This window comes from Streptomyces sp. NPDC050264 (genome assembly GCF_040655895.1).
Lineage (GTDB): Bacteria > Actinomycetota > Actinomycetes > Streptomycetales > Streptomycetaceae > Streptomyces.
Genome location: NZ_JBFAKV010000006.1, coordinates 50,342 through 76,059, shown reverse-complemented (window position 1 = coordinate 76,059; position 25,718 = coordinate 50,342). Strand labels below are relative to the sequence as shown.

At 72.0% G+C, this 25,718-nt stretch carries 25 protein-coding genes, 4 pseudogenes and 1 riboswitch; of the genes and pseudogenes, 15 read left to right on the top strand and 14 right to left on the bottom strand.

What is annotated here, in order from left to right; genetic code table 11:
• Positions 1-184: 184 nt before the first annotated feature.
• Positions 185-1,606 carry a hypothetical protein gene (locus AB0J02_RS12165; RefSeq protein WP_363193522.1) on the top strand — a complete coding sequence of 474 codons (1,422 nt, stop codon included), beginning with the start codon at positions 185-187 and terminating at the stop codon, positions 1,604-1,606.
• Positions 1,607-1,642: 36 nt separating this feature from the next.
• Positions 1,643-3,088 (top strand): hypothetical protein, encoded by a 1,446-nt coding sequence (locus AB0J02_RS12160; protein ID WP_363193521.1) that lies wholly within the window; start codon positions 1,643-1,645, stop codon positions 3,086-3,088.
• 3 nt (positions 3,089-3,091) lie between these two features.
• On the opposite strand, the gene AB0J02_RS12155 is transcribed toward AB0J02_RS12160, so the two are convergent.
• Entirely contained in the window at positions 3,092-3,832 is a 741-nt protein-coding gene (locus AB0J02_RS12155; RefSeq protein WP_363193520.1) for a 1-acyl-sn-glycerol-3-phosphate acyltransferase, read from the bottom strand.
• Positions 3,833-3,941: 109 nt separating this feature from the next.
• Here AB0J02_RS12155 and AB0J02_RS12150 point away from each other — a divergent pair, with 109 nt between their 5' ends.
• Together AB0J02_RS12150 and AB0J02_RS12145 are read left to right on the top strand one after the other, a co-directional pair.
• Entirely contained in the window at positions 3,942-4,190 is a 249-nt protein-coding gene (locus AB0J02_RS12150) for a phosphopantetheine-binding protein (RefSeq protein ID WP_363193519.1), read from the top strand.
• Positions 4,187-5,392: a beta-ketoacyl-[acyl-carrier-protein] synthase family protein gene (locus tag AB0J02_RS12145; protein WP_363193518.1), complete on the top strand. Its 1,206-nt coding sequence runs from the start codon at positions 4,187-4,189 to the stop codon at positions 5,390-5,392. Before AB0J02_RS12150 ends, AB0J02_RS12145 begins: the two co-directional genes overlap by 4 nt.
• 180 nt (positions 5,393-5,572) lie before the next feature.
• Here the strand turns inward: AB0J02_RS12145 and AB0J02_RS12140 are convergent.
• The 5 genes and pseudogenes from AB0J02_RS12140 to AB0J02_RS12120 all read right to left on the bottom strand — a co-directional run.
• Positions 5,573-5,901 (bottom strand): annotated as a pseudogene (locus tag AB0J02_RS12140) (alpha/beta hydrolase fold domain-containing protein); the annotation flags it as partial.
• A gap of 497 nt (positions 5,902-6,398) precedes the next feature.
• Positions 6,399-8,000, bottom strand: coding sequence for an ATP-binding cassette domain-containing protein (locus AB0J02_RS12135; protein WP_363193517.1), 1,602 nt, complete (start codon positions 7,998-8,000; stop codon positions 6,399-6,401).
• Positions 7,997-8,830 carry an ABC transporter permease gene (locus tag AB0J02_RS12130; protein WP_363193516.1) on the bottom strand — a complete coding sequence of 278 codons (834 nt, stop codon included), beginning with the start codon at positions 8,828-8,830 and terminating at the stop codon, positions 7,997-7,999. The genes AB0J02_RS12135 and AB0J02_RS12130 overlap by 4 nt, the downstream gene beginning before the upstream one ends.
• A complete protein-coding gene (locus AB0J02_RS12125) occupies positions 8,827-9,774 on the bottom strand; it encodes an ABC transporter permease (RefSeq protein ID WP_363193515.1) in 948 nt (315 codons plus the stop codon). The genes AB0J02_RS12130 and AB0J02_RS12125 overlap by 4 nt, the downstream gene beginning before the upstream one ends.
• A 1-nt stretch (position 9,775) precedes the next feature.
• Positions 9,776-11,338 carry an ABC transporter substrate-binding protein gene (locus AB0J02_RS12120; protein ID WP_363193514.1) on the bottom strand — a complete coding sequence of 521 codons (1,563 nt, stop codon included), beginning with the start codon at positions 11,336-11,338 and terminating at the stop codon, positions 9,776-9,778.
• 52 nt (positions 11,339-11,390) lie between these two features.
• A riboswitch (cobalamin riboswitch) is annotated at positions 11,391-11,519 on the bottom strand.
• A 226-nt stretch (positions 11,520-11,745) separates the two neighbouring features.
• On the opposite strand from AB0J02_RS12120, the gene AB0J02_RS12115 reads away from it, so the two are divergent.
• Positions 11,746-12,528, top strand: coding sequence for a class I SAM-dependent methyltransferase (locus AB0J02_RS12115; RefSeq protein ID WP_363193513.1), 783 nt, complete (start codon positions 11,746-11,748; stop codon positions 12,526-12,528).
• A 192-nt stretch (positions 12,529-12,720) separates the two neighbouring features.
• Here AB0J02_RS12115 and AB0J02_RS12110 read toward each other — a convergent pair whose 3' ends face one another.
• A complete protein-coding gene (locus AB0J02_RS12110; RefSeq protein ID WP_363193512.1) occupies positions 12,721-12,858 on the bottom strand; it encodes a hypothetical protein in 138 nt (45 codons plus the stop codon).
• 38 nt (positions 12,859-12,896) lie between these two features.
• A complete protein-coding gene (locus AB0J02_RS12105; RefSeq protein WP_363193511.1) occupies positions 12,897-13,763 on the bottom strand; it encodes a sigma-70 family RNA polymerase sigma factor in 867 nt (288 codons plus the stop codon).
• A gap of 83 nt (positions 13,764-13,846) precedes the next feature.
• Between AB0J02_RS12105 and AB0J02_RS12100 the strand changes: the two genes are divergently transcribed.
• From AB0J02_RS12100 to AB0J02_RS12085, 4 genes and pseudogenes are all read left to right on the top strand, one after another.
• Positions 13,847-14,143 (top strand): hypothetical protein, encoded by a 297-nt coding sequence (locus AB0J02_RS12100; RefSeq protein WP_363193510.1) that lies wholly within the window; start codon positions 13,847-13,849, stop codon positions 14,141-14,143.
• Positions 14,140-14,493: a DoxX family protein gene (locus AB0J02_RS12095; RefSeq protein ID WP_363193509.1), complete on the top strand. Its 354-nt coding sequence runs from the start codon at positions 14,140-14,142 to the stop codon at positions 14,491-14,493. Before AB0J02_RS12100 ends, AB0J02_RS12095 begins: the two co-directional genes overlap by 4 nt.
• Positions 14,490-14,594: pseudogene (locus AB0J02_RS12090) on the top strand (IS481 family transposase); the annotation flags it as partial. The gene AB0J02_RS12095 and the pseudogene AB0J02_RS12090, both read left to right, overlap by 4 nt.
• A 429-nt stretch (positions 14,595-15,023) precedes the next feature.
• Positions 15,024-15,503, top strand: a pseudogene (locus AB0J02_RS12085) (serine/threonine-protein kinase); the annotation flags it as partial.
• Between the two features lie 129 nt (positions 15,504-15,632).
• Here the strand turns inward: AB0J02_RS12085 and AB0J02_RS12080 are convergent.
• The 4 genes and pseudogenes from AB0J02_RS12080 to AB0J02_RS12065 form a co-directional block, all read right to left on the bottom strand.
• Positions 15,633-15,752: pseudogene (locus tag AB0J02_RS12080) on the bottom strand (hypothetical protein); the annotation flags it as partial.
• Between the two features lie 170 nt (positions 15,753-15,922).
• Positions 15,923-16,636 carry an ATP-binding cassette domain-containing protein gene (locus AB0J02_RS12075; RefSeq protein WP_363193508.1) on the bottom strand — a complete coding sequence of 238 codons (714 nt, stop codon included), beginning with the start codon at positions 16,634-16,636 and terminating at the stop codon, positions 15,923-15,925.
• Entirely contained in the window at positions 16,633-17,277 is a 645-nt protein-coding gene (locus AB0J02_RS12070) for a zf-HC2 domain-containing protein (RefSeq protein WP_363193507.1), read from the bottom strand. Before AB0J02_RS12070 ends, AB0J02_RS12075 begins: the two co-directional genes overlap by 4 nt.
• Positions 17,274-18,473 (bottom strand): hypothetical protein, encoded by a 1,200-nt coding sequence (locus tag AB0J02_RS12065; protein ID WP_363193506.1) that lies wholly within the window; start codon positions 18,471-18,473, stop codon positions 17,274-17,276. The genes AB0J02_RS12070 and AB0J02_RS12065 overlap by 4 nt, the downstream gene beginning before the upstream one ends.
• A gap of 566 nt (positions 18,474-19,039) precedes the next feature.
• Here AB0J02_RS12065 and dhaK point away from each other — a divergent pair.
• Genes dhaK through AB0J02_RS12050 form a run of 3 tightly spaced genes read left to right on the top strand, consistent with a single transcriptional unit; the run spans position 19,040 to position 21,095 of the window.
• Complete coding sequence (dhaK, locus tag AB0J02_RS12060; RefSeq protein ID WP_363193505.1) at positions 19,040-20,032, top strand: dihydroxyacetone kinase subunit DhaK; 993 nt, start codon at positions 19,040-19,042, stop codon at positions 20,030-20,032.
• A gap of 44 nt (positions 20,033-20,076) precedes the next feature.
• A complete protein-coding gene (gene dhaL / locus AB0J02_RS12055; RefSeq protein WP_363193504.1) occupies positions 20,077-20,685 on the top strand; it encodes a dihydroxyacetone kinase subunit DhaL in 609 nt (202 codons plus the stop codon).
• Positions 20,682-21,095 (top strand): PTS fructose transporter subunit IIA, encoded by a 414-nt coding sequence (locus AB0J02_RS12050; protein WP_363193503.1) that lies wholly within the window; start codon positions 20,682-20,684, stop codon positions 21,093-21,095. Before dhaL ends, AB0J02_RS12050 begins: the two co-directional genes overlap by 4 nt.
• Positions 21,096-21,122: 27 nt before the next feature.
• On the opposite strand, the gene AB0J02_RS12045 is transcribed toward AB0J02_RS12050, so the two are convergent.
• Complete coding sequence (locus AB0J02_RS12045) at positions 21,123-21,854, bottom strand: glycoside hydrolase family 75 protein (RefSeq protein ID WP_363193502.1); 732 nt, start codon at positions 21,852-21,854, stop codon at positions 21,123-21,125.
• Between the two features lie 358 nt (positions 21,855-22,212).
• On the opposite strand from AB0J02_RS12045, the gene AB0J02_RS12040 reads away from it, so the two are divergent.
• The 3 genes from AB0J02_RS12040 to AB0J02_RS12030 all read left to right on the top strand — a co-directional run bounded on the left by AB0J02_RS12040 (position 22,213) and on the right by AB0J02_RS12030 (position 25,135).
• Positions 22,213-23,208 carry a fibronectin type III domain-containing protein gene (locus AB0J02_RS12040; RefSeq protein WP_363193501.1) on the top strand — a complete coding sequence of 332 codons (996 nt, stop codon included), beginning with the start codon at positions 22,213-22,215 and terminating at the stop codon, positions 23,206-23,208.
• Positions 23,209-23,382: 174 nt separating this feature from the next.
• Positions 23,383-23,889 carry a hypothetical protein gene (locus AB0J02_RS12035; RefSeq protein ID WP_363193500.1) on the top strand — a complete coding sequence of 169 codons (507 nt, stop codon included), beginning with the start codon at positions 23,383-23,385 and terminating at the stop codon, positions 23,887-23,889.
• 145 nt (positions 23,890-24,034) lie between these two features.
• The gene (locus tag AB0J02_RS12030; protein WP_363193499.1) at positions 24,035-25,135 is read left to right on the top strand and encodes a Gfo/Idh/MocA family oxidoreductase; all 1,101 of its coding nucleotides are present in this window, start codon (positions 24,035-24,037) and stop codon (positions 25,133-25,135) included.
• 26 nt (positions 25,136-25,161) lie between these two features.
• Here the strand turns inward: AB0J02_RS12030 and AB0J02_RS12025 are convergent, their stop codons facing one another.
• Positions 25,162-25,707 (bottom strand): PadR family transcriptional regulator, encoded by a 546-nt coding sequence (locus AB0J02_RS12025; RefSeq protein WP_363193498.1) that lies wholly within the window; start codon positions 25,705-25,707, stop codon positions 25,162-25,164.
• Positions 25,708-25,718 lie beyond the last annotated feature (11 nt).

Below are 25,718 nucleotides of genomic sequence, written 5' to 3'. Positions count from 1 at the left end.
AGGTTGCGCACGGGCAGGCGCCCGCGGTCGAGCCCGGCGCGCGTACACGCTCGGTGATTCACCCGAGCAGCGGCAGCGGCCCTGCCGACCGGCACCGCGACGGTTCTACTGCTGGGAGTGAGAGGTCCGGCGTCGTGCGTCTCCGCGCGGTGCGGCCGGGACACCCAGGGACGAGGTGGCGGGGATGACAGCCCGGACAGCCGACGCGATCGGCGAGCGGACGCCCGTGACGCAGGTGCGGCAGACCAGGCAACAGCCGGTCCGGACCGATGCCGAGCTGCTGATCGCGGCCTCGGTGCTGCTCGCGGACGCGGCGATCACGGCACGGCGCACGGGCGCGGAACTGACCGCGGCCGGCGCCAGCTGGCGGGTCGGCGTGCAGGCGCTGCGACGCCCCGGCTGGGCGCTCGGCACCGCGCTGTCGGCGGCCCGCGCGATGACCAACCCCGCCGGGCTCGGCATCGCCGCCAACGGCGGTCTGGTCGGCGAGACCGTCCGGTCCCTGGGCGCCGCGACGCGGCGGCGGCCCGCCTGTGTGGCGATGGCCGTGGACGCCTTCGCGCTGCGCATCGAGGCCGCGGCCCGCGAGCATCCCAGCCTGGCGGCCCCGCTCGCCAAGCGGCTCACGGATGCCGTGGTCGCCGGCCGCAGGATCGAAGTGGTGCGCGCCGCCCGGGAGTTGGTGGACCTGCTCGGCGTCACCCGCACCCTGACCACGATCAGCCCCGTGATCATGGAGCTGCTCGCGCTGGCCGGGCTGCTCGACGAGAACCCGACCAACGACAGCTTCGCCTGGGTCACCCTGTCCGGCGGCGTGCCCACCACGGACCCGCTGTTCGGCCTGCCCGCGGGCCTGATCCGGCACCTCAACCCGGGCGCGGGGCGCGCCGAGCGCTGCGAGGCCGACGCGATGCTGACCCGTGTCCTGGCCCGCTCCGACAACGACATCGTCCGCTACATCGACGACATCTCCGCCCTCGGCAACCACGGGCTCGCCCTGCTGCGGAGCATCTCCTGCGCGGACGGCACACCGCGGCACGTCCTGCTGCTGCCGGGCACCAGCTTCGGGCGGCTGAGCAACAGCACCCCGCAGGATCTCGTCGGCGCGTTCGACGCGCTGCTGCGCACCGACACCACGTACAGCCGGTCCGCCAAGCAGATGCTCCTGCGCGCGGGTGTACCCGAGGGCGCGGAGCTGATGATCGTCGGTCACAGCCTCGGCGGCATCACCGCCATGAACCTCGCCTGCGACCTCGACTTCGTGTCCACGTACCGGCTGACCCACGTGGTCACGGTCGGCTCCCCCATCGACACCAAGCGCCCCGCGGACCCCACGACCCAGGTCGTCAGCCTCGTCAACCAGCACGACGTCATCCCGGGTCTCGACGGGCGCGGGCCTGCTTCCGCGAACGACATCCCCGACAGCTGGGTCGAGTTCTCCTGGCTGGACGAGACGTACGACTACCCGCTCTCCCACGCCCCACAGGCCTACGCCGACACCCTGCGCAACGGCGACGTCCCGCACCGCGCGAGCGTCAACGAGCTCATCACCCGCTACGACGGCGAGATCGTCGGCAACCAGCCCTATCTGCTGCGCGACAAGTGACGCCGCCAGCCAGCGACCCCCCGAGGGAGACCGGCGATGAACGCCAGTGACACCACGACCGCTCCTCGCCGCCCCGCGACGGCCTGGCCCCTGGAGAACGCGCTGATCAGCGCCGCGCTGGCGGCGCAGCGCGTCTCCTGGATCGACGCGCCGGCCCGCGCCTTCGGCCTCACCCCGTTCACCCGGCAGAGCCTGACCCGGCAGGTCCTGTCGCAGCTGCGGCGCACCGCCTCCGGCCGGCCGACCCGGCTGCGCACCGCGTTCGGCACCTTCCTGATGCCGCTGACCGCGGACGACGCGACGAGCCTGGTCGGCGTCGCCGACGAAGCCGGCGCCCGGGGCACCGTCACCGCCCTCACCGCCGAGGGCCGCCGGCTGCGGCTGACACCTCATGCGGCGCCGCCCGTCACCCTCGGCGCGGTGCGCGACGGGGTGCGGGCGGCCGCCGACGAGGAGGCCGCGCGGATCTACGCCGCGCGCCGCACGGACGGCAGCCTCGACCGCGCCGACTGGTGCGCCCTCACCGGGCGCCTCGCGCGACGGATCGTCCTCGGGGACGCCGCCGCCGACGACAGCCTTGTCAGCGCCATCCTCGAAGCCGCCGCACGGGCCGAGGACAGCACCGAGTACGCCGCCCGCGCCGCCGCGCTGCGCCGCCGTCTCGACCCGTACGTCCATACCGGTGCCCCGGGCGGACTCGTCGCCGCCGGCCTCGCCGACGACACCGGGGACGCCGTCGTCGAGCACGCGCTGGAGACCGTCACCCGGGCCCTCACCGACACGGCGGCCCAGGCCTTGGCGCTGGTGACGGTGCAGCCGCTGCTGCCCGCCACCGACCGCACCGAGCGTGCCGTGGGCGAGGCATTGCGCCGCTACCCGCCGCTGGCCGCCACCGTGCACGAGATCCGCGCCCCCTTCGCCTGGCACGACCTGGCCGTGGAGGCGGGCACCGAGATCCTGTGCGCGACCGCCTGGCTGCGCGACCTGGACGAGACACAGGGCCACGGCAGCGGAGATCCTTCGGCGTCGCTGTGCGCGGCGCCCGCCCCGTGCGCCGCGGCCGAACTCGGTGTTCTCGCCGCCACCGAGCTCGTCCGCGCCCTCACCCGGCTCGCCGAACCGGTCGTCCTCGCCCCGCAGTTGACCGCCGACGCGCTCCCGGCCGAGCTGCCCGTCGCCTCCCTGCGCATCGCCCTCGCGGACGCCGACCACGTACCGCGCGACACCGCCGCGCGCCCCGTGGCCGACGGGTATCTGCCGCCCGCCGTCGGGCAGAGCCCCGCCCACTACGCCACGTTCGCCGCGGCCGGGGCCCGCAGCCTGGAGGAGCACGCCCGCAAACTCGCCGACTGCGCACGGCAGTCCGGCTGGAACCACGACGCGTTCGGCGAGAAGTGCCGGATGACGCTGCTCGCCCACGCCCAGCGCTGTGCCCGCGCGGCCGCGGACGCCCGCCGGGCCGCCGACTGGCTGGCCAACTGAGCCTTACCAGAACGGGGTCGTGCGGCGGCGCCGGTCCCGGTCGACCATGCCCTGGACGGTGATCCAGACCTCGTCGCACAGCCGCCGCGCCGCGGCCGAGCGGGCGGCGAAGGACTCGGGCCGGGCCGGGGCGGGGATCGGTTCGCCGATGCTGATCCGCCACTTCGCGGGCAGCGGCAGCGGGGTGGTGAGGGGGAAGTACGGGAGGTCGAAGCGGCGGGCCAGCGCCCGGATCTCACCGAGCTTCGGATACGTCTCCTCCGCGCCGACGATCGACACGGGCACCACCGGCACACCGGTCCGCACCGCGGTGACGGCGAAGCCGGGGCTGAAGGGCCGCATCCGGTAGCGCTGCGAGAACGGCTTGCCCACCCCGTCGAGCCCCTCGGGGAACACGGCGACGAGATGCCCCGCCTCCAGCCGCTCCCGGCCCAGGGTCGGATCATCGGTGAACGCGTCGTGCCGACGGGCGTACGAGGCGAGCGGCGGCAGCCGGAAGGCCACCGCGGAGGCGTAGAGGTGCACCGGCCGCCGCACCTCCCGGTGCAGGAGCTTGTGCAGGACGAAGGCGTCGAGGCCCCAGGCGCCGGAGTGGTTGGCGACCAGGAGCGCGGCCCCGGACCGGGGCACGTTCTCCAGGCCCGTCACGTCCACGCGGAAGTACTCGTCGGCCAGCCAGCCCAGTACGCCGTCCAGCAGGTCGGTACCGACTTCGTCCAGCGGTCTCGCGTTCGCTTGCGTCACGAGATCCCACTTTCAGCTGAAAATGGGCGTCCGCAAGCCTAAAGATGCCATTGAGGTGGTCTCTCTCACTAGCGCCCGATCTCCGGGAGCGTTCAGGGAAAGGCCCGCCATGAGTACCTCTGCGTCCCCAGCGACCGCGGATCTGATCACCGGCCTGCTCGTCGACAGGTTCGAGGTCGATCCGGCCGCCGTCCGGCCCGACACCCGTATGACCGACCTGCTCGCCGACTCGCTGATGGTCGTCGAGATGGCCATCACGCTCAAGGACGAGCTGGGCGTCAGCGCCACCGAGGACGAGCTGCGGGAGCTCACCTTCGCCGAGTTCTCCGCCCGCGTAGACGCGCGCCGCGCCGGATGACGCGGGACACCAGCGTCGTGGTGACGGGCCTCGGCCTGGTCACCGCGGCCGGCCCCGACACCGACAGCACCTGGGCCGCGGTCCGCGACGGCCGCGCCACGGCCCGGCCGGACCCCGAACTGCGGGACCTGCAGGTCTCCCTGAGCTGCCGCGTCGCCGCCGTGGACGGTCTGCGCCCACGGCTGTCCGGTGCCGCGCACCTCGATCCCGGCGCCCGCATGGGCCTGGCCGCCGTCGCCCAGGCCCTGGACACGGCCAAACTCGACCCCACCGCGTGGGACCCGGCCCGCGTCGCTGTCGTCACCGGGTGCTCTGTAGGAGGGGCGCACACCCAACAGGCCGCCGAGGCGCGGTTCGCCACCGACGGCCCGGAGAGCGTCTCCCCGTACTTCCTGACCGGCTACCTGCCCAACATGGTGTGCGCCGCCATCGCCCAGCACCTCGGCGTGACCGGCCCGACCCTGAACGTCGCGACCGCGTGCGCCTCGGGGGCCACCGCGCTCGGCACCGCCCGCGACCTGCTCGCCTCGGGCCATTGCGACATCGCCGTGGTCTGCGGCGTCGAAGCGGCCGTCACCCCTCTTCTGGTGACCGGCTTCGCCCAGCTGCGCGCACTCTCCGACCAGTGCTCCCGCCCCTTCGACGCGGCCCGCGACGGCTTCGTCATCGCCGAGGGCTCGGGCGCGTTGATCCTTGAGCGGCCTGAATACGCGGCCGCCCGCTCGGCTCCCCGGGCGGCCCGCCTCATCGGTTACGGGGCGAGCAGCGACGCCCACCACCTGGTGGCCCCGCACCCCGAGGGGCGCCACGCCGAGCGTGCCCTGCGCGCCGCGCTCGCCGAAGCGGGGGTCTCCCCCGGCGACGTCGACCACGTCAACGCGCACGGCACGTCCACGCCCCGCGGCGACGCGGTGGAGGCGGCGGTCCTGGCCCGCGTCTTCCCGCACCGCCCGCCCGTCACCTCCGCCAAGGGCGCCCTGGGCCACACGCTCGGCGCGGCCGGCGCGATCGAGGCCGCCCTGACGGTCCTGGCCCTGCGCGCGGACCTCGTCCCGCCCACGGCCGGCCTGACCGACCCGGACCCGGCGCTCGACATCGACGCGGTCGCCGGCACAGCCCGGCCCCTCGCCTCGACCGTGGCTGTCAGCAACTCCTTCGGCTTCGGTGGCCACAACGCGGTGGTGGTCCTGGCCCGCGACTGAACTGTGTCCATGTGCGTTCACACCGCGACAGTCGCTCGGCACAGGCCACCCCGTAGCCCGCCGCAGGTGATGGGCGAAACATTCGAGCGCCTGTCGAGCCGTGGCGGCGGGTTTGTTGTGGGTGAATCCGTGCTCGGCGTCGGTGAAGCACCGGTGGGTGACGTCGACGCCTGCCGTGGTGAGCCGGGCGGCGAAGCGGTCGCTCTCCACGGCGATGGCGTCCAGGCCGCCCGTCATGATCAGCGTGGGCGGGAACGGTGCCATGTCGGAGTCATGGCCGGTGAAGCCAGTGGAAGTTCGCGTGCGTCCGGGTCGGCGAAGTAGCTGCTGTACATCAGCTTGATCAGCCAGGGTGCGACCGCGGGGTGACTCTTCGGTGAGGTGCGCCGGGACGGGGCCAGGGTCATGTCGGTGGCGCCATAGGCGCTGATCAGGACGATCGGCATGAACTGGGCGGTGTCCCGGGCTTGCCGGCAGACGTCGATGGCCAGTTTGGCTCCGGCGCTCAGGCCGCCGACGGCGATGCGTCGGCTGCCCCAGCCGCAGTCGGAGCCACGCCGGCGGGCCCTTGCGGTGACGTCCTAGGCCTGCTCCTCGGCGACGGGACCCCGAGACCATGGCTGCGGTGACCAGGCCGACGATCAGCGGGATGACGTAGAGGCCTGCGGTGAAGGCGGACTTGTGCTGGACGCTCTGCAGGAACATCGGAACGTAGAGCATGCCGACGAAGACGAAGAGGACGAGCGTGGCGAGGAAGAACCGCAGGGAGGCCAGGTTGAAGACGCTGGAGCGGAACAGCCGCAGCGGTGTGATCGCCTGGGGCGCCCGGCGTTCGACGAGCACGTGGACGATCAGGCACAGCGCGCTCAGGGCGGTGAGGCCGAGGATGATGCCCGAGGCCCAGGAGTGCTCGGTGCCGCCCCAGGTGGTGAACAGCATGACCGCGGTGGTGAAGACGAGACCGCCGGGCGCGGCAGGTGGAGCTTGGCGGCCACGGTGACGAAGGTCAGTACACCGGCGGCGAGCCCGACGGGGCAGCGGGCAGCACCTCGTCGGCGGGCCCGCTGCGCACACAGCGACCGCCCTCGAAGAGTGCGGCCTCTTCGGTCAGCGCACGTACCGCGGGCAGGTCGTGGCTGATGAACAGCAGCGCCGTCCGTGCAGGGGCGAGCAGGCGGGGCAGGGCGTCGATGACCCGTTCCCGGGAGACGGTGTCCAGGGCCGAGGTCACCTCGTCGCACACCAGCAGAGCCGGATGTGCCGTCAGTGCCCGTACCAGCGCGCAGCGTTGCAGCTGCCCACCGGAGAGCTGGTCGGGGTTGCGGTGCAGCAGGGCCTCGTCGAGCCCCAGGGCCGTCGCCGTCCCGATCGCCTCGGCCGTCGCCTCGCCGTCGCCCAGGCCACGCAACAGCCTTGACGTGTCGGCGAGTTGGTTCACGACCGGGCGGTGGGTCTCGAAGGAACCGGCGCTGCTCTGATGCACGTACTGGACAACGCGGCGCTGTGCCGCCGAGCGGCGGTCGACCCGGGCGGGGAGCGGTCTGCCGTCGTGTCGCACCTCGCCCAGCGTCGGTGTCGTCAGCCCGGCCAGTACCCGGGCGAAGGTCGTCTTGCCCGAGCCGGAGGCACCGATCAGCGCGGTGCGGCTGCCGGGCGGGAAGGCCAGCGACACCGGCCCGGCCAGAAGGTCGGAGGATCGGCGGCGCACGGCGATGCCCTCGGCGACCACCCCTGCGCTGCCCTGCGGAGTCGGGGTCCCCGCAGCCGGACCTGGTACCCGGCCCAGGCCGGTTCGGTGCTCCGCCGCCAGGAGTTCCCGCGTGGACCGATGGCGGACAGCGACGGGAGCCGCGTCGGACGGCGGCCCGGAACCCGGAGCACGGACGGTGGCGCCCAGTACGTCCGCCGTGGGCCCCTCGTCCACGGCTCGGCCGTGCTCCAGGACGACGACGCGGTCGGCCGTCTCACGCACCGTCGGCAGGTCGTGGCTGAGCAGCAGCACCCCCCTCCCGTCATCCGCGAGGCCTCGCACCGTGTCTGCCAGGGCGTGCGCGAGTGCCGGGTCCAGGCCGCTCGTCGGTTCATCGAGGACCAGCAGGCGCGCGCCCGTCACCAGGGCGGATGCGAGTGCCACACGTTGTTGCTGGCCGCCGGAGAGCTGGTGCGGGAAGCGGCGGCGCACGGCGTCCCACCGCAGGCCGGCCAGGTCCAGCGCCCGGCCCGCGGCCGCTTTGCGCGCGTCCCGTCCGACGTGTGCGAGAGCGGCCAGTTCCATGAGGGCGCCTCCGGTGCGGCGGACCGGATCCAGGACGCTCTCCGGGTGTTGGGGCAGGTGAGCGGCGTACCCTGCCCGAGCGGTACGCCGTCGGTCGGGCGTCAGGGGCATGAGGTCCGTACCCGACAGCAGGACGCGCCCCGCCAGCCTGATGCCGCCGCGCGAAGCACCGAGGGCGGCCAGCCCCAGCGTGGTCTTGCCGCTGCCGGACGGACCGACGACAGCGACCACGGTCCCCGCGGGAACGGTCAGCGTGACGTGGTCCAGCAGAGGGTGCGGCGCTGCGTCCGCGCAGGCGGAGACGTCCAGGATCTTCAACAGCGGCTCGGTCACCGGCTTCTCCTCCTGCGGGCCAGGGTGCGGTCGACGAGCAGGTTGCTGCCGACACACAGCGCCGTCAGCAGGCCGGCGGGTACCAGGACGGCGGCGGGCTGCGTGAACAGGGCATCGCTGTTGCGCTCGATGAGAACGGCCCAGTCCGGTGAGGAGGCGGGCAGGCCCAGGCCGAGGAAGTTCGCGGAGGCCAGTAGATACAACACGACGGAGAACCGGCCGGCCGCGTCCGTGGCCAGTGGTGCGGCCAACTCCCGTGCCAGATGCCGCAGATGGATGTACGCCCAGCCGCGGCCCTGCATCCGCAGTGCCTCGACGACCGTACGGGCGCCGGGGGCAAGTGCGGCTCCGCGGACCAGGCGGGCCACGGCCGGTACCTGGAGCAGTCCGGCGACCGTCAGCAGCCAGTACCAGTCGCGGTGGCCCGTCGCGGCCAGGGTCATCAGCACCAGTAGCCCGGGGAAGGCGAGCAGCAGGTCCAGGGTGCGCATCACCGTCTCGTCGAGGGTGCGCCGCGGCCCGGCGGCCAGCAGGCCCAGGGGTACTCCCGCGATCATGCCGATCAGGAGGGCACCAAAGGCGCTTCCCAGCACCGAGGCGCCACCGTGCAGAACGAGTGACAGCACGTCCCGCCCCAGGACGTCGGTACCGAGCGCATGCCCTCCGCCGGGCGCTTGCGAGGGCAGCGCGTCCTCCCGCGGAGCCGTGTCCCCGGCCACCCACGGACCGATCAGAGCCGTCGCCACCGGCACCGCGAGGAGGACCAGAGCGGTCCAAGGGCGGCGGGCCCGATCCCTGCGCAGGCCGGTGGTCACGGGCAGGGGCGTCATGGGGCCATCTCCCGTCGCGGTGCCAGGCGGTGGGCGACCAGGTCACCGGCGAGGTTCACCACGACCGCGGTGCCGGTGAACAGCAGCGCGTACGTCTGCACTTGTGGGAGATCGCGGTTCTGCACCGCCTCGACGAAGCCGTTGCCGAGTCCGCGGAATCCGAAGACGGCCTCTACGAGGACGGCGCCGCCCAGCAGTCCCTCGACACAACGGGCGTACTGCTGGGCGGCGGGGCCGAGGGCATTGGGCAGCACGTGGCGGAGCACCACTGTGCGCTCGCGTACGCCGAGCAGTCGCAGGTGTTCGGCCACGGGACCGTGGCGCTCCCCTGCCACTCCGGCGCGTATCTGCCGGGCCAGATCGCACAGGTGCCGTGCGGTCAGTACGACCACGGGAAGCACCAGCACGGACGGCTCCCCGAGCAGCCCGGCGGTGTCCATGCCGACGGCGGTGGCGGGCAGCAGTCCCGCCGCCAGTGAGACCGACGCGACCAGGAGCAGCGCGAGCACGAACTCGGGCACGGCGTGCAGCAGAACCGTGACCGTGTTCAGGGCCCGGTCGAGGCGGCTGCCCTCCCGCAGCCCCGACACGGTTCCCAGCAGCGGTGCCAGCACGGTGACGAGGATCAGCGCGGGCACGCCGAGCAGCAGCGTCACTCCGCTACGGCGGCCGATGTCGTCGCCGACCGGCAGCCCGGTCGTCAGCGAGTGCCCCAGGTCGCCGGTGAACAGGTGGCCGAGCCAGTGCCCGAAGCGGGTCCAGGCCGGTTCGTCGAGGCCCAACTGCTGCCGCAGAGCCGCTACTTGTTCGGGTGTGCCGAGTTCGCCGCGCAGCACGTCGGCCGTGTCTCCGGGCAGGAGCGCGCCGACGGCGAACACGGCGACCAGCACCACCAGGCACTGCAGGAGCGCCAGCAGGGAGCGCCGCAGCACGTAGGCGCGCACGTCAGGTGAGGCGGACCCGGTCGAAGCGGGCCCAGTCGTGCGAGTTGGGCGGCGCGGCCCGCAGACCACTGACCGACCGGCTGATGGCGTCGTTGGCGTCGGAGAACGCCCACACCAGGAGCCCGGACTCGGCGCGGGCGATCTTCTGGGCGCGGGCGAGCAGGCTCAGCCGGTCCTGCTCGTCCCGGGTGGTACGGGCCCGGTCGAGCAGCGCGTCGAACTTCTCCGAGGCGTACTGGGTCTGGTTGCGGGCAGCCCCTCCCCGGACCCGCTGCTGCAGGAAGTCGGAGACGGGAAGGGTGGAGCTGGTGTTGAAGGCGGCGACGCCCTTGGTCCTGATCTCGCTGAAGTACGTGCTGGACGCGCGGGTGTTGGCGGTCAGCCTCAGCCCGATCTCCCGCAGGTTCCGTGTCATCAGGTCGGCCGCGGGTTCCCATGCCGCGTCGACCGAGCTGGTCTCCACGGTGAGGTGCAGCCCGTCCGCGCCGGCCTCCTTCACAAGCTTCCTCGCCGTGCCGACGTCCCGTTCCCGGGGCGCGAGGCCGTCGGGGTAGCCGCGCAGGCCCACGCCGAACAAGTCGTTGCCGACCTCGCCGTGCCCGGCCAGCGCGATACGGACCAGCGCCGGCCGGTCGATGCCCAGTTGTACGGCGCGTATCAGCCGTGGATCGGTGAACGGCTCACGGCCGGTGCGCAACAGGAGTTGCTGGGCGGTGGCGCGCTCGGCGGTCAGCAGGCGGGTCGAGCCGTCCTTCTTCAGCCGTTCCACCGAGGCGCCGGCCATGTCGGCCGCGTAGTGCACCTGCCCGGACAGCAGGGCGTTGAGCCGCGCGGACTCCTCGTTCGCGGGGACGATCTCCAGTTCGGCGATGTGCGGAGCGCCGTCCCAGTGGTCCGCCCAGCGCCGGTAGCGGGCGGTGCCGCCGGGGGTGAACGACACGTAGGTGAAGGGACCGGAGCCGATCGGCTCGCGGAAGTCCGTCGTCCCGGCGGGGATGATCTCGGTGCCGGGGCCGGCGAACACGGTGGGGAACTCGAAGTTCGGCGCCTTCAGGACGAAGACGACGGACCGGTCGCCGTCCGCCTTGCTCGCGGTGAAGTCGATCGCGGAGAGCAGCACCTGCGAGGGCGAGCCGACCTCGGGGCCGGCGGCGCGCCGGTAACTGTAGAGAACGTCCTTGGCGGTGACCGGCCTCCCGTCGTGGAACCGGGCCGCACGCAGCCGTACCCGCCACCGGGTACCGGACGCGTCGCTCTCCCAGGACTCCGCGAGCCGCTTGCGCACCGACATGTCGTCGGCGTACGTGCCGAGCGTGTCGTAGAGGGCCTTGGCGCGGGCCTGGTCGACGAAGTTCGGGGCGACGTGCGGGTCGAGGGTCTCCTGCGAGCCGCCCGAGGTGAACGCGGCACGGAACCTGTCGCCGCCTCCCCCGTCCTTCGCGTCGCCGCCGCAGCCGGTGAGCAGTCCGGACGCGGCGAGCGCCAGGGCTCCTCCGGCGGCCAGCACGCCTCGCCTGCCGGGTTCCGGCCGGTGCCCCGGCCCCGTCCGGGCATGCGTCGTCACAGTCGATCCTCTCCGGGGTGTCCTCGCCCCTGACGTCAGACCGGCGACGGGTCAGTCTCCTGGCTTCCGGATCGTCGCTCGCCTCCGCCTTCCCGCCCGCGTCAACGGGCAGTGGCGTGCGGGAGATTCGCTCCCCGGTCACAGTGGCGGGACCGCGCCGGAATCGCACCGGCTTCCTGGTCCCCGTCGCCTTGTGCCCTCATTGTGGCGTACGAGGTGAAGGGCGCGGGAACCCGGTCGCCCCGGGCACCGTTCGGCACGGGGACCGGGCCCCCTGTGCGCGCCTCTCGCGACTCGGCACACAATGTCGATCAGCACGGTCCGGAACGCAGGACCGAGCAGTACGACACGAGAGACCGGCGGTGGCCCGGCCCGCCCCGGAGGCCCGCGAGAGGAAGCACCACCCCATGACAGCGACGCACCTTTCCAACTGGCACGCCTGGCAGACCAGTTGGGACCGCCAGCAGGAGTGGTACATGCCCGACCGGGAAGAGCGCTTCAGGGTCATGGTCGACACGGTCGAGGCCGTGGCGGGCCGCACGCCGCGCGTCCTCGACCTGGCCTGTGGCACCGGCAGCATCTCGGACCGGCTGCTGCGCCGGCTCCCCGACGCCGACGTCACCTGCGTGGACATCGATCCGCTCCTGCTGACCATCGCCCGCGGCCACTTCGCCGGGGACGAGCGCGTGTCCTTCGTCGAGGCCGACCTGACCGACGCCGCGTGGACCGCACGCCTCCCGTATCCGTCGTACGACGCTGTGGTCACCGCCACAGCGCTGCACTGGCTCGACACCGAGCCGCTCGACCGGCTGTACGGCACCCTGGCCGGCCTGCTGCGCGAAGGCGGGGTGTTCCTGAACGCCGACCACATGAAGGACGAGTCCGCTCCCCGCATCAACGCCGCCCTCCACACGCTGCACACCGACCGCCGGACACACCAGCGCCGCCACGGAGCCCTGGACTGGGCCGACTGGTGGGGTGAGGCGGCCCGCGATCCCCTCCTCGCCGAGGCGGCGGCCGAACGTTTCGCGCTGCTCGGCGATCCTCGACAGCCTCGGACCGACCAGCCGCGGCGCGATCGCCCCACCTCGACCCGGTGGCACATCGAGACGCTGCTGCGCCAGGGGTTCACCGAGGCACGCCAGGTGTGGTGCTCGGCGAGCGACGCGCTGGTGGCCGCGCTCCGCTGAGCTTCCGCGGTCCTGCTCCATGGCGGCCCAGGCGTCCGCGACCATCCGGGCGACGTCGCCGCCCCGGCCATCCGGTGCGCCCTCGGCTGGTCCAGCGACGGGATCACAGCCCGCTCCGGTGAGCGCAGGCACCACACGGATCGTGCGGTTGCCGGAGAAATCAACCAGCCTGACAACCTGGGCGGAACCATGTCACCGCAGGCTGGCATGCAGCTCCGCAGGGCCGCCGTGCGTGTACCGCAGAGAGCGTGGTGCGCTGCCGTCGACGTCCGTCACGCCCAGCTGTGCGCCCAGTTCGGCGCCGATGAGCGCCCTGCCGGAAAGGTCCATGAGCTGGTCCGACGCATACAGTGCGGCGATGACCCGGGTCAGGGAGTTGTTGACGGTGGGGCGGCCGCGAAATGGTCGTCGGCTCGGGCCGATCGCAGCGCGATTCTCGTGACCTTCTGATCGGCTGTGCTGATCTCGATCGTGGCGAGGGGATGTCCTCCCGGCGCGATGAGGTACACCGGTTTGTTGTTGACGGTGAGTCGGCAAGCCGACTGAATGCGATCGCGGAAGCGCACGGTCTCGGTGGCGATGTCGACAGCACCGATGACGGCGGTGCGGGCTCCGCGAGGCAGGAGCGCAGCGTCGGCGTCGCGGACGCTGTCGGGCGCGAGCAGTTGGATCATTCTGCGCGTATCCCCGGTTCGGGCCGCTGTCAGGAAGGCTTCGACGATCTGCTGGTCCGGTCGGCTGTTCCGCTCCGAGGCGTGCTGGGCGCCGCCGAGGCGTTGTCGGGCCCTGCTGGCGTGTTTCTTGGCACTGGGCACTGTCCCGCCCAGCACGTGGGCAACTTGGTCGAACGGCATGGAGAACAGGTCATGCAGGACGTACGCGACCCGTTGGGACGGGGTCAACTGGTTCAACAAGACCATGAGCGCCCGGGAGACGTCCTCTGTGCGGAGGAGTGCTTCGTCCGCGGCCAGTTCTGCGGCCGGGATGGCGTCCGCGAGCAGCGGCGCTTGGTTGCGACGGCGTCGGGCACGCAGCTCGTCCAGGCAGACCCTGGCGGTGACGGTCGTGAGCCAGGCCGACGGGTTCTCGATCGATGGTGAGGATCGGGCGGTCATGACCCGCAACCATGCCGTCTGGACGGCGTCTTGGGCGTCATGGGCCGAGCCGAGCATGCGGTGGGCAGCCGACAGCAGATGCGGTCGTGCGGTCTCGAATTCTTCGACCGTGATCGGCATGGGTGTCACCTTTCCGGGCTTGCGGACGTCAGGACGGTCGGTTCAACCCGTTCCTGTTCGCATCCCGAGGAGATGACAACGTCATGAGCCTACAGATGGTGCGGTTCCGCACCGACAGCGGCACGGCTGCCGAGGTCCGGTCGCAACGTGCGAGGGTGTTCGCCGCCCTCCACGCGGCATCACCCCGGGGCGTGGTCCACACGGCGTACTCCAGTGAGTCGGGGCCGGACTTCATCCTGGCCCTCGAGCTGGAGGAGGCAGCGGAGAATCCGTTGGTGGGACTGCCGCAAGCCGCTCAGCTGCGAGACCTGATCAGCCGCGCCGTGGGAGCGCCGGTTCGACCGGAACCGTTTGTCGTCGTGGGGTCGTACCACTCGTGAGCCACGTACTGTTCATCGCCACTGTTGGGTGCGTCGTCGCGAACGCGTTCATTGCGGTCGCGGACTACGTGCGGGCACCGTTCGTGCTGGCGAACTCCGCAGAGGTTCGACTCCCGCCGGCTGCGGTGCCGTACCTGGCGACCCTCAAACTCGCGGGCGCTGCCGGCCTTCTTGTGGGGCTTCTCGGGGTCCGTTGGCTGGGCCTGGCGGCAGGAATCGGCTTGACCGCGTTCTTCATCGGCGCGGTCCTGGCGCACGTCCGCGCACGCGTCTTCCACAACATCGCTTTCCCGGGCGGCTACTTGCTCCTCGCAGTCGCCAGCACCAGCTTCTTCGTGGGCCAACTATGACCCACGCCAACGGCCCCCTCTCCGTGGAAGGTCGCCGCCGGTTGATCGATCGCTGCAAAGCGCGTCCGATTGCGCACATCGCCGCCGAGATGGGCATCTCGTGCGGCATCGAGGACCGGTCAAGCAGCCCGGGGCCGCCGTGCTTTCGCCAGTGGTCCACTCACTTGCATGCGCATGCGCGGGTGGACCCGGACGGCGTGCGGGCGAGGGCCGTCACCGACGCCATGCGCGTTTGCCGATCACCGGCCCGTACCGGCGGCTGGTCGCCGCGGTCGCCGTGTCGAACGAGCCGGGCCGAGGTCGGCGGCCTCCTGGAACAGGCAGGTGAGGCAGGCCGGCTTGCTCGTCTCGCCTCGATAACGGCCGGCGGCGGTCCTGGCCCAGCCGCTGCCAGAGTCGAAAACGTGTGGCTGGAGGGTTACCACGGAACGTGTGGGTTGTCTCCACGTGATCGAGAGTGTGGGCGGACGAGTTGTCGCCGATGGATACGTACTCGCTGAGCTCCTGGGCCGTGGCGGTATGGGCACTGTGTGGCGCGCCTGGGACCATCTTCTGCAGCGTGCCGTAGCCATCAAGGACCTGCACGCCGTCGGGTACGGGCAGGAACAACAGACGTCGATGCGGCGTGTCTTGTCCGAAGCGAGGGCGATCGTCTGAAGGTGCGCGGCCCATTACCGCCCGCTGAGACCGCACGTGTGGGTGTCGAAGTGCTTGCTGCTGTGGAGGCAGTCCACTCCGTGGGGGCTCTGCACAGAGATGTGAAGCCTGCCAATGTGCTGATGCGGGCGGACGGCAGCGCCGTACTCACTGATTTCGGCATCGCAGCCCTGTCCGACAACGCGGGCCACACAGCCACGGACGGCGCGGTCGGCTCGCTGGACTTCATTGCTCCCGAACGCCTGCGAGGGCAACCCGCGGGGCCTGCCAGCGACCGGTTCTCCCTCGGCGCCACACTCTGCTGCCTCGCCACCGGCAGCGCGCCCTTCGCCCGCCCCGACGCGACCGCCACCATGCACGCCGTGGCCTTCGAACCACCCGCCATCGGTACCCAGGCAGGGCCGCTGCGCCAGGTCGTTGACGAGTCGTTCCGGCAGGTCGCGCCAGGAGATCCCGGTGCGGATCTTGTAGACCATCCCGTCGATGACCTGCCGATCCTCCACGCGCGGACGGCCTGTCGCGGCCCGCGGTATGAGTGGAGCCGGCAACTCCCGTTCCTGATCGGGCAGTTCATGGCGACGTATGACCTCACCGTGATCCACCAACTTGATGATCTTTGAATACCGACCCTGGTCACTCCACCGGTCGGCAGCGGGCACAGCGGACTGGGGGTCGCTCCTGGGGGACGAGGTGTACGCACCGAGTCCGTGTGCGGGTGATCAGCGGCATATTCCGGGCCGCCGCACTGCTTCCGGGGGCTTCCGTGCGGCTGTCACGGTCGGCCGTCCGGGCCGTCCGCGATCACTCGTGTGTAGCCGCCCGCCGAGCGCAGCTCGTCCAGCGAGCCGGCGAACCGTTTGCGCCCGTCCTTGAGCACGACCACGCTGTTGCAGCAACCCTCCACGTCCTCCATCAGATGGGTGGCCATGACGACCGCGGTTGTGGCGCTCAGTTCCTTCAGCAGCAGGTGCAGTTGATCGCGCTGTGCTGGGTCGAGGCCGTTCGTCGGCTCGTCGAGGAGCAGGAGTTCCGGCCGGTTCACCAAGGCCTGAGCGATCCCGACGCGGCGTTGCATACCGCCGGAGAGGGAGCGGTACTTCACGTCGATACGGGCGCTCAGGCCGACCCTCTCCACCGCGCACTCCACCGCCGATGCCCCTGTACGGGTGGGCATGTCCTTCAGCCAGGCGGCGTAGCCGACACACTCGCGGACCGTGAATCCGCGGAACATCTCACACTTCTGCGGCAGATAGCCGAGCCTGCGGCGGATCTCCCGCCGTTCGGCGGCGCGGCCGGGATCCCTGCCCAGAAGCCTGAGTTCACCTTCGGCCGGACCTGTCGCCGTCGCCAGCACGGCAAGCAGTGAACTCTTCCCAGAACCGTTTGGACCCAGCAGACCGTGGACGCCGTGGGGCAACTCCAGATAGAGGCTGTCGACCGCGGTGGTGCGCCGGTGGCGGACGGTTACTCTGCGAGCGCTGATCATCGGGACCTCAAGTCGTCGAAGGACTCACGGCGGAGGGTGAGGAGAAGGGTCAGTACGCCCGCGGCCAGCGCCCAGAGGAACTGGGAACCGAAGTTGAGAAGATCCATGAGGACTTCGAGAAGGACAGGGCGCCAGGAAGTGGCCTGCCGGTCCGGCCGTACGGACAGCCGGGTGAGGGCCGAGACTCCCAGAAACCACGTGATGGCCACCGCGCCGGCGCCGAGCAAGCAGCCGATGTAGGAGCTGAGAACGAGCGTGGCGAGGGTCAGGGTCAGGCACGGCATCAGCCAGGCCGCCGCCCAGAGCGAGCCGCTCAACCCGGCCAGGCCGGCGGCGGCGAGCAGTGGCAGAGAGATGGTCAGGACGACTCCGGTCCGCAGGAGCAGCAGTCGCAAGCCTCCGGCCGGGGTCGTACGGACGACCGGCGCGAAGGGGTCGGCCTTGCCGCCGTAGCTGACGGCGACCCATACGAGGGGCAGCAGCGGGGCGAGCAGCAGCAGGAGCACCAGGGTGTCCTCCCGGCCGGCGACCCTCCCCAGCCAGACGCCGGCCGCGCATACTCCGGATACGGCGAGCAGCCAGGGCCACCGCAGGCCGGGGACGGCTCGCAGCCACACCGGAAGAAGCTGACGTGGGTTCATGACGACCACCGTGGGGTGTTGGGCATGTCGGGCAGCGATTTCCCGGACCACACGGCCTCGAGGTACCGGTCGAGCCAGTTCGCGCTCTGCTTCGGAGGAAGACCGTCCAGGACCTGCACGAGATGCCGTTGTTCCTCTCTGTAGAGCACGCTGTCCGGTGAGGCGCCGGTCAACCAGGCGAACACCGCTCCCTCCAGAAGCCCTGTACAAAGATCCGGGCAGGCGATGTCCCTGGTGAGGGATCTGGCATCGGCGGAGAGCTCGATACCGATGACCCGTGGGCCTGTGTCGGCCGGGTCGTCGTCGGCCCCCCAGTCTCTGTAGCGGTAGCTCTGGTCGCTCACCACGTAATAGGAGGGGGCACTGCGCACGCCTCGTAGCTTTCCGGCCAGCCGGTCCACCTGGGGTTGGAGACGACGCCGCGCGCCTTCGTTCTCCTTCGGCAGGCAAAGAGCGGCCGCTCGTCCCGTGCATCGCATCTCGGAGGCGTTGACGGCTGAGATGGCGGCACTGCCCTTCTGCGTCAGATTCAACCCCAGTGCCGCCGTGCCGGCCACCGCCACCAGCACGACGGCCGTCTTCCAGCAGCGGGCGCAGAAGCTGACGGCGGCCGCCGCGACGACGGCGAATATCAGGACCCTGCACCAAGGCAGCCACAGCTGAGGGTGGACCGGGACCCAGCCGGACGTGCTGGGCGGAAGCGCGTCCCCGGTGTAGTTGATCTCTACAGGATGGGTGATGGCCAGCCACCAAGAGCTCTGCCCGAACAGGATCAAGGCCGTGACGAGTACGAACGGAATCACCGGGAGCGGGACGGCGCGGCCGGCCAGGTGGGCGAGGCACGAGACGGCCACGATCGACGCCGCGTCGACGGTCATGGCGTCGAACGGCGGGCGGTGGGACGGCTGTCCCGCGTATGGCCACACGAGCACGGCCAGGACCGCCAGCAGGTATCCGGCCAGTGGCCACAGGACGCCTGAGGCAAGCCATGCCAAGCGCTGGGGCAGAACTCCGCGAACGGCTGTCGCATGGATCCACTCGACTCCGCTGCGCACCTCGGCGCCGCCCTGCCAGCTCGCCAGGAGCACGGCGGCCGCCCCGCCGTAGCCGCAGGCCGCCTCGTGGAGGTTCTCGCCGATCTCGATCCACCGATGCGTGGACTGGGTCACGGCGAAGCCGACGATCAGAGCCGCCACGGTCAACGACACCAACGGGCCCGCCTGGCGCCGGAGATTCGCCCGGAGTACCAGTGCACCGGGTTCCCACCGTGCTGCATACATGACGTGGAGGACCGTTGCCGCCGTGCCTGCGGTTGCGGGTGGTGAGGGGCGTGACGGGGTGAAGTCAGGCGCACGAGTCGCACCTGGGATCCGCCTTCAAACGGACCTTGCCCAGAGCAGGAATGGCACCAGACTGACCGCCTTTTCGTAGGAAGTGGCGGTCTTGTCGTATCCGGTCCCGATGCCTCGGAAGCCTGTGAGCCGCGTTTGCGCAGGTAGGCGCGGAAGCCGCGGTCCTCGTGGCGCCCAGTGCTTGACACCACCCGCCCATCGATACTGACCTGGGACCACCGACAACGGATCCCAACGCCTGACGATCCGTCACCACATTCAGCGTTAGGTCAGCTTTGGGTCAGCATCAGTACCGCCCAGCCCCGCCGTCGACCGCCGGGGACCGCCAAGATCCAAAACTGGTTACACCCAATCTGAACAGGTAAGACACAGGTCAGAGCAACAACCGCTAACGTCACTCGGAGGTACCAATGAGAATGTTGATCAACGTGGCCGAGACCGTCGTCGCCGACGCCCTGCGCGGGATGGCCGCCGCCCACCCCGAGTTGAACGTCGACGTCGACAACCGGGTGATCCTGCGCCGGGACGCGCCGGTCGCCGGCAAGGTGGCGCTGGTGTCGGGCGGCGGATCGGGGCACGAGCCGCTGCACGGGGGTTTTGTGGGGCCGGGAATGCTGACCGCGGCCTGTCCCGGTGAGGTGTTCACGTCACCGGTGCCCGATCAGATGGTGCGGGCAGCCGCCGCGGTGGACAGCGGGGCGGGCGTCCTGTTCATCGTGAAGAACTACACCGGTGACGTGCTCAACTTCGACATGGCGGCCGAACTCGCCGAGGACGAGGGCATCCAGGTCGCCAAAGTGCTCGTGAACGACGATGTCGCGGTGGTCGACAGCCTGTACACGGCCGGGCGGCGCGGAACCGGCGCGACACTCTTCGTGGAGAAGATCGCGGGCGCCGCCGCCGAGGAGGGGCAGCCGCTGGAGCGGGTCGAGGCGATCGCCCGGCAGGTCAATGGGAGCGCGCGGAGTTTCGGGGTGGCACTGAGCGCGTGCAGCACGCCCGCGAAGGGGTCGCCGACGTTCGATCTCCCCGCCGGTGAACTGGAGTTGGGCATCGGTATCCACGGCGAGCCGGGGCGCGAACGGCGTCCGATGATGACATCCCGGGAGATCGCCGATTTCGCCGTCGACGCCGTCCTGGAGGACCTGAACCCGACGAGCCCCGTGCTCGCCCTCGTCAACGGCATGGGGGCGACCCCGCTGCTGGAGCTGTACGGGTTCAACGCCGAGGTGCAGCGGGTGCTCGGCGAGCGCGGGGTGCCCGTCGCCCGCACCCTCGTCGGCAACTACGTGACGTCCCTCGACATGGCCGGTGCCTCTGTCACCCTGTGCCAGGTGGACGAGGAGCTGTTGCGCCTGTGGGACGCGCCGGTCAGTACGGCCGGTCTCCGCTGGGGCATGTGACGGCCGACGCCCTCGTCAACGTATCTACCACGCAAGGAGATCATGTGCTCGACGCCGACTTCTTCCGGCGCTGGATGGCGGCGACCGCGGCTGCGGTGGACCGCGAGGCCGCCCGGCTCACCGAACTCGACTCGCCGATCGGCGACGCCGACCACGGCAGCAATCTGCAGCGCGGCTTCACCGCGGTGCGGGCCACCCTCGACAAGGACGCGCCCGAGACGCCGGGGGCCGTACTCACCCTCGCCGGACGGCAGTTGATCTCGACGGTGGGCGGTGCTTCGGGGCCGTTGTACGGGACGCTGCTGCGCCGCACCGGCAAGGCGCTGGGTGATGCCGCGCAGGTCAGCGAGGCGGAGCTGGCGCAGGCGCTGCGCGTCGGGGTGGACGCCGTGGCCACGCTCGGCGGGGCCGCGCCCGGTGACAAGACGATGCTGGACGCGCTGGTTCCGGCGGTGGACGCGCTCGACGGCGGTGACTTCGCCGCGGCGCGCTCCGCCGCGGAGCACGGCGCGGAGGCGACGACCCCGCTCCAGGCCCGCAAGGGCCGGGCCAGTTATCTGGGCGAGCGCAGCATCGGGCACCAGGACCCCGGTGCGACGTCGTCGGCGCTGCTGATCGGCGCGCTGGCCGAGGCCGCCGGGAGCACCTCGTGACCGCCCCCGACAAGGCGGTCGGCGTCGTGCTCGTGTCGCACAGCCGGGACGTCGCCGAGTCCGTGGCGCGGCTCGCCGCAGGGCTCGCCGGGGGCGGGGCCACCGCCCCGGTGGCCGCGGCGGGCGGCACGGAGGACGGCGGCTTCGGTACGAGTGCGGAGCGGATCTCGGCGGCGGCCGCGGAGGTCGACCGCGGCTCGGGCGTCGCGGTCCTGGTCGACCTCGGCAGCGCGGTCCTCACCGTGAAGGCGTTGCTCGCCGAGGGCGACGAACTCCCCGACGGCACGCGCCTGGTGGACGCCCCGTTCCTGGAGGGCGCGGTCGCCGCCGTGGTCTCCGCCTCCGCGGGCGCGGACCTGGACGCGGTCGTGGCATCGGCCGCGGAGGCGTACACGTACCACAAGGAGTAGGAGCCCGTCCCCGAGCGGGTTCAGCGGTCAGCCGGTGCGGCGGAGAAGCTTGCGTGCCGCCGCCCGGCCGTCCGCGGCCGCCGCGCTGCGGCTCTCGATGGGGCGTGCGGTCGTGCCGGGGAAGAGGACGTACGTGACCTCTCCGCCGGCGCCGCCGCGCACCGGGTCCGGGTCGATGCCGAGGCCGCGGGCCGCGGCGTACGACGCCTCGCCGATCAGGTCGCTCGGCCCGGTGTCGCCCACGACGGCGTACTGGATCCTGTCCCGGTGGACGAGCGCCGCGACGGTGCCGCCGCGGATGCCGGAGCGGGCGGGGTTCCAGACGCGGCTCGCGCCGGGCACGACGACGTACGGCAGCCGCTCGGCGCTCAACGGCCGCCCGTCGGACTGTGGTTGGGCCGTCGCGGGCTGGAAGAACGGGTCGGTGCGGCGGTTGCAGTGACGGCCCGCGCGGCCGTCGCAGTCGACGTCGAGGTCGGCCTTCCAGTGCACGGCGCCGCGCTGGGCACAGACCGGGATGTCCGCGCGGGCGCCGTTGTCGGCGCGGTAGCGGCCGTGGGAGATCTGCCGGCAGCCGCGCACGGCGGCGAGCAGGTCCGCGGCACGGACTTCGCCTTCCCGCTCGACATGCCTCGACGGTCTTGAGGGTCTGGAGAGCCGCGCGAGCCTGGAGGGGGTGGAGGCCTCGGCGGATGCCGCCGGTTCGGCCGACACGGCGGACGCGGTCGACAGGACCGATACGGCGGATACGAACGCCATCGTGTCCGGAGCTCGGGAGTCACTCGGACGGGTGTCCGCAGCGGGCAGGGCAGCGGGAGCGAGGAGGGCAGCGCCGCAAGCGGTGGCGAGCGTCAGGAAGCGGGAGCGCACAGCGAGATGCCTTTGGTCGGGGACGGCGACGGTCGGAACAGCGGCGGTCGGGACAGTGGACAGACATAAGCCCCCAATCCGTGCCCCTTGAGCGGCCGCCCCTATCAGTCCCGGCCGGACGGCCACGTACGCCCCCTTGATGAGGACCCGCCATCCGTGCCATACAGGTCCCTTACAGGTCTGTACCAATCCAGTTCGGAAACCATCCAGGTCGAAATCCATCCGGTTCGAGCGGAAAGGCACGCCCGTGCGACGCGTCCCCTCACGCACTCTGCTCCCCCGCGCGGCCTGCGCCGCCGCGCTGCTGGCGGTCCTGAGCGGCTGCGGCCTGTTCTCCGACGGCGACGACCCGGACGGTGGGCCGGCCCTGTCCGAACCGGTCGGCGTCACGGCGCAGGCCGGCAGCGCCACGTCCGTGCACGTCATGTGGAACCGGCCGGTGAGCACCACGGACGTCACGGGATACGAGGTGTACCGGGGTTCGGTACGCGTCAAGGAGCTGACCGCCGAGCAGCACATGGTGGACGTCACCGGCCTGCGCGCGAAGTCCCGCTATGTGTTCACGGTCCGGGCCCGCGGCAAGGACGGCTCCCTCGGGCCCGCGAGCCGCCACGTCACCGTCACCACCCCGGCCGCCGTCGCCGCGGACCGCTCCGCGCCGAGCCGGCCGACGGGACTGCGCGGGCACGTGGACGGCGGACGGGCGGTGTCCCTGACGTGGCGGAAGGCATCCGACGACAAGGGCATCGTCTCGTACGACATCTACCAGGGCAGCACGAAGATCCACAGCGTCGCCGGTACGCAGACACGGGCGCTGCTGACCGGGTTGCGGCCCGGCACCGCCTACAGGTTCGGCGTGCGGGCGCGCGACGCCGCCGACAACGTCTCCCCCGCCGGCGAGACCCTGCGGCTGACCACCGCGCAGGGCAAGGACGAGGGGCCGGGGACGGCGCCCGACGACTTCCGGGCCACGACTCGGCGTGCGGACGGCGCGTACTACATCGATCTCGCGTGGACGCCGCCGGACACGGGCGGCGATGTCCCGGCGTACCAGGTGTTCCTGGACGGGCGTCAGGCGACGACCGTGATGTGGGGCGGCAGCGCACCGTCCGGCGCGGCGAAGTACAGCTTCTACATCGGCAAGGACGCGGGCGCCCGGCACCGGGTGAGGATCCGGGCGCAACTGCCGGACGGGACGTGGGGCGCCTTCTCGCCGGAACGCGCGGTGACCACGCGAAGCTGACGGTGGCCGGGGCGGGCCAGGGGGCCGGACGACGGAACCCGTCACCTGCCCGGCCGCGGTCCGCATGCGCGCGCTGTCGTGCGCACGTTGAGTGTGCGTCAGGCAGCACGGGCTTTGCCTACTCGGGCGGGGCACGGGACGAACCGCCACCCGTGCCGCCGGAGAGCAGACATCATGCGCACCGCATCCCTTTTCGTTCGCCGCGGTCTCACCGTCGTGGCCGCGGCCTCGCTGCCGCTGACCCTCGCCGCGCCCGCCGCGTTCGCCCGGGACAACCTCGATGTGACGGCCAGCGGCTCCACGGTGACGGCCACGACGACCGCCTGCCCGAAGGGCGGCAACGCCTCGCTCCTGTCGCCCGGCCAGGCCGACTTCGCCCAGGGCAGACAGACGCCGCTCGCCTCGGGCAGCGCCGGCTGGCAGGGGCTCGGCTCGGCCACCTACCAGGTGGTGGTCGCCTGCGCCGACGGCTCCACGGTGGGCCCGGTGTCCGTGACCGTCACCGCGGGCTCGACCATCTCCGCGACATCCAGCCCCATCGGCGGCGTCCGGGGCGGGCTCGGCGGCGCGGCCGAGGACTTCGGCACGCTCACGCTCGCCGCGGGCGGCGCCCTGGTCGCCGCGGCGGTGGTGGGCGGCGCCTGGTACCTGCGGCGCCGTTCGCCAGGTCAGCGCACCTGAGCATCCCCCGGCCCCGCACGACGGCCGCCGCCCCGACCCCGGGGCGGCGGCCGTCGCACGCAGGGGGCCCTCTTGTCGGCGCGGCACACCCCGGCTTACCGTCCCGGGAGCCGTGTGATCGTCCGCGAACGTCCCTGGGGGCAGCGTGAGTTCAGGTCCGGTGGGGGTCGCCGTCGTCGGGGCGGGCGTGATCAGCGCGGAGTACCTGCGCACTCTGTCCGGTTTCCCGGACGTACGTGTCCTCGCCGTCGCCGATCTCGACGTACGCCGCGCCGAGGCGGCCGCTCGCGCCCACGACGTTCCGTTCGCCGGGGACGTGGACACGGTGCTGGCCGTGCCGGAGGTCGAGCTCATCGTGAACCTGACGGTGCCGGCCGCGCACGTCGAGGTGGCGGGGGCGGCGCTGCGCGCGGGCAAGCACGTGTACGGCGAGAAGCCGATCGCGCTGCTGCCGGGCGAGGCCGAGAAGCTGATCGACGAGGCATCGGAGCGGGGGCTGCTGGTGGGCAGCGCACCGGACACGTTCCTCGGCGCGGGGCTGCAGTCCGCGGTGCGGGCCGTGGCCGCCGGACACATCGGGGCGCCGGTCGCGGCGGAGACGACGGTACGCAGCCTGGGCCCCGAGGGCTGGCACCCGGACCCGGCGTTCTTCTACCAGCCGGGCGCGGGGCCGCTGTTCGACCTCGGCCCGTACCACCTGACGGCACTGGTGGCGCTCTTCGGGGGCGTGGATCGGGTCGCGGCGTCGGTGCGGCGGGCCCGCGAGGACCGGGTGGCCGGGGCAGGTCCTGGGGCCGGGCAGTCCTTCCCCGTCGCCGTCCCTACCCATGTCTCGGCGCTGCTCGACTTCGCCTCGGGGCCGACGGCGACGTCCGTGTTCAGCTGGGACTCGGCGCGCCCGCAGATCGGCTTCGAGGTCATCGGCACGGAGGGCACTCTGTCGGTGCCCGACCCCAACACGTTCGACGGTCCCCTGCTGCTGCGCCCCAACGGCGCGTCCGACTGGACCGAGCTTCCCGTGCGGGGCCGCACGGACGGCCGTGGCCTCGGCGTCGTCGACCTGGCCCGCGCTCTGCGCACCGGTTCCGCCCCGCGGGCCTCGGGGGCACTGGCACTGCATGTGCTGCAGACGATGGCGGCGGTGACGGATTCGGCGTCCCGGGGGGAGTTCACGCGGGTGGCGGCACAGGTGGCGCCGCCGACGCCCCTGCCTGCCGACTGGGATCCGACCAGCCCGGCCTTGTGAGGGTGCGGGCCGCGGGGCTCCGCTCCTCAGGCGTCGGGCGCGCTCGGTCCCAGCTCGTCCAACGTGCGCTCCAGCCACTCCACCCAGAACGTCTCCAGATCGAGCCCGGCCCGCAGCACCGCATGCTGCAAGCGGTCCGGCACCGTGTCCTTCTCCGGCGGGAAGTCGCGCTTCTCGATGTCCCGGTAGGTCTCCAACTGCAGCCGGTGCAGCTCGAGATGGCGGCGCAGCTCGGTGTCGATGCCGTCCGTGCCGACCACCGCGGCGGAGCGCAGCCGCAGCAGCAGCGGGTCCCGCAGCGTGCGCGGGTCCTGGGGTGCGGCCGTCCAGCGGGCCAGCTCGGCGCTGCCCCGGGGCAGCACCTCGTACTCCTTCTTCTGGCCGCGCGCCGGCACCGTGGAGGGCAGCGCGCGGATCAGTCCGTCGCGCTCCAGTCTGCCCAGCTCCCGGTAGATCTGCTGGTGCGTGGCCGACCAGAAGTAGCCGAACGACCTGTCGAAGCGGCGGGTCAGTTCGAGGCCCGACGACGGCTTCTCCAGGAGGGCCGTGAGGATCGCGTGCGGCAGTGACATGACGCCAGAGT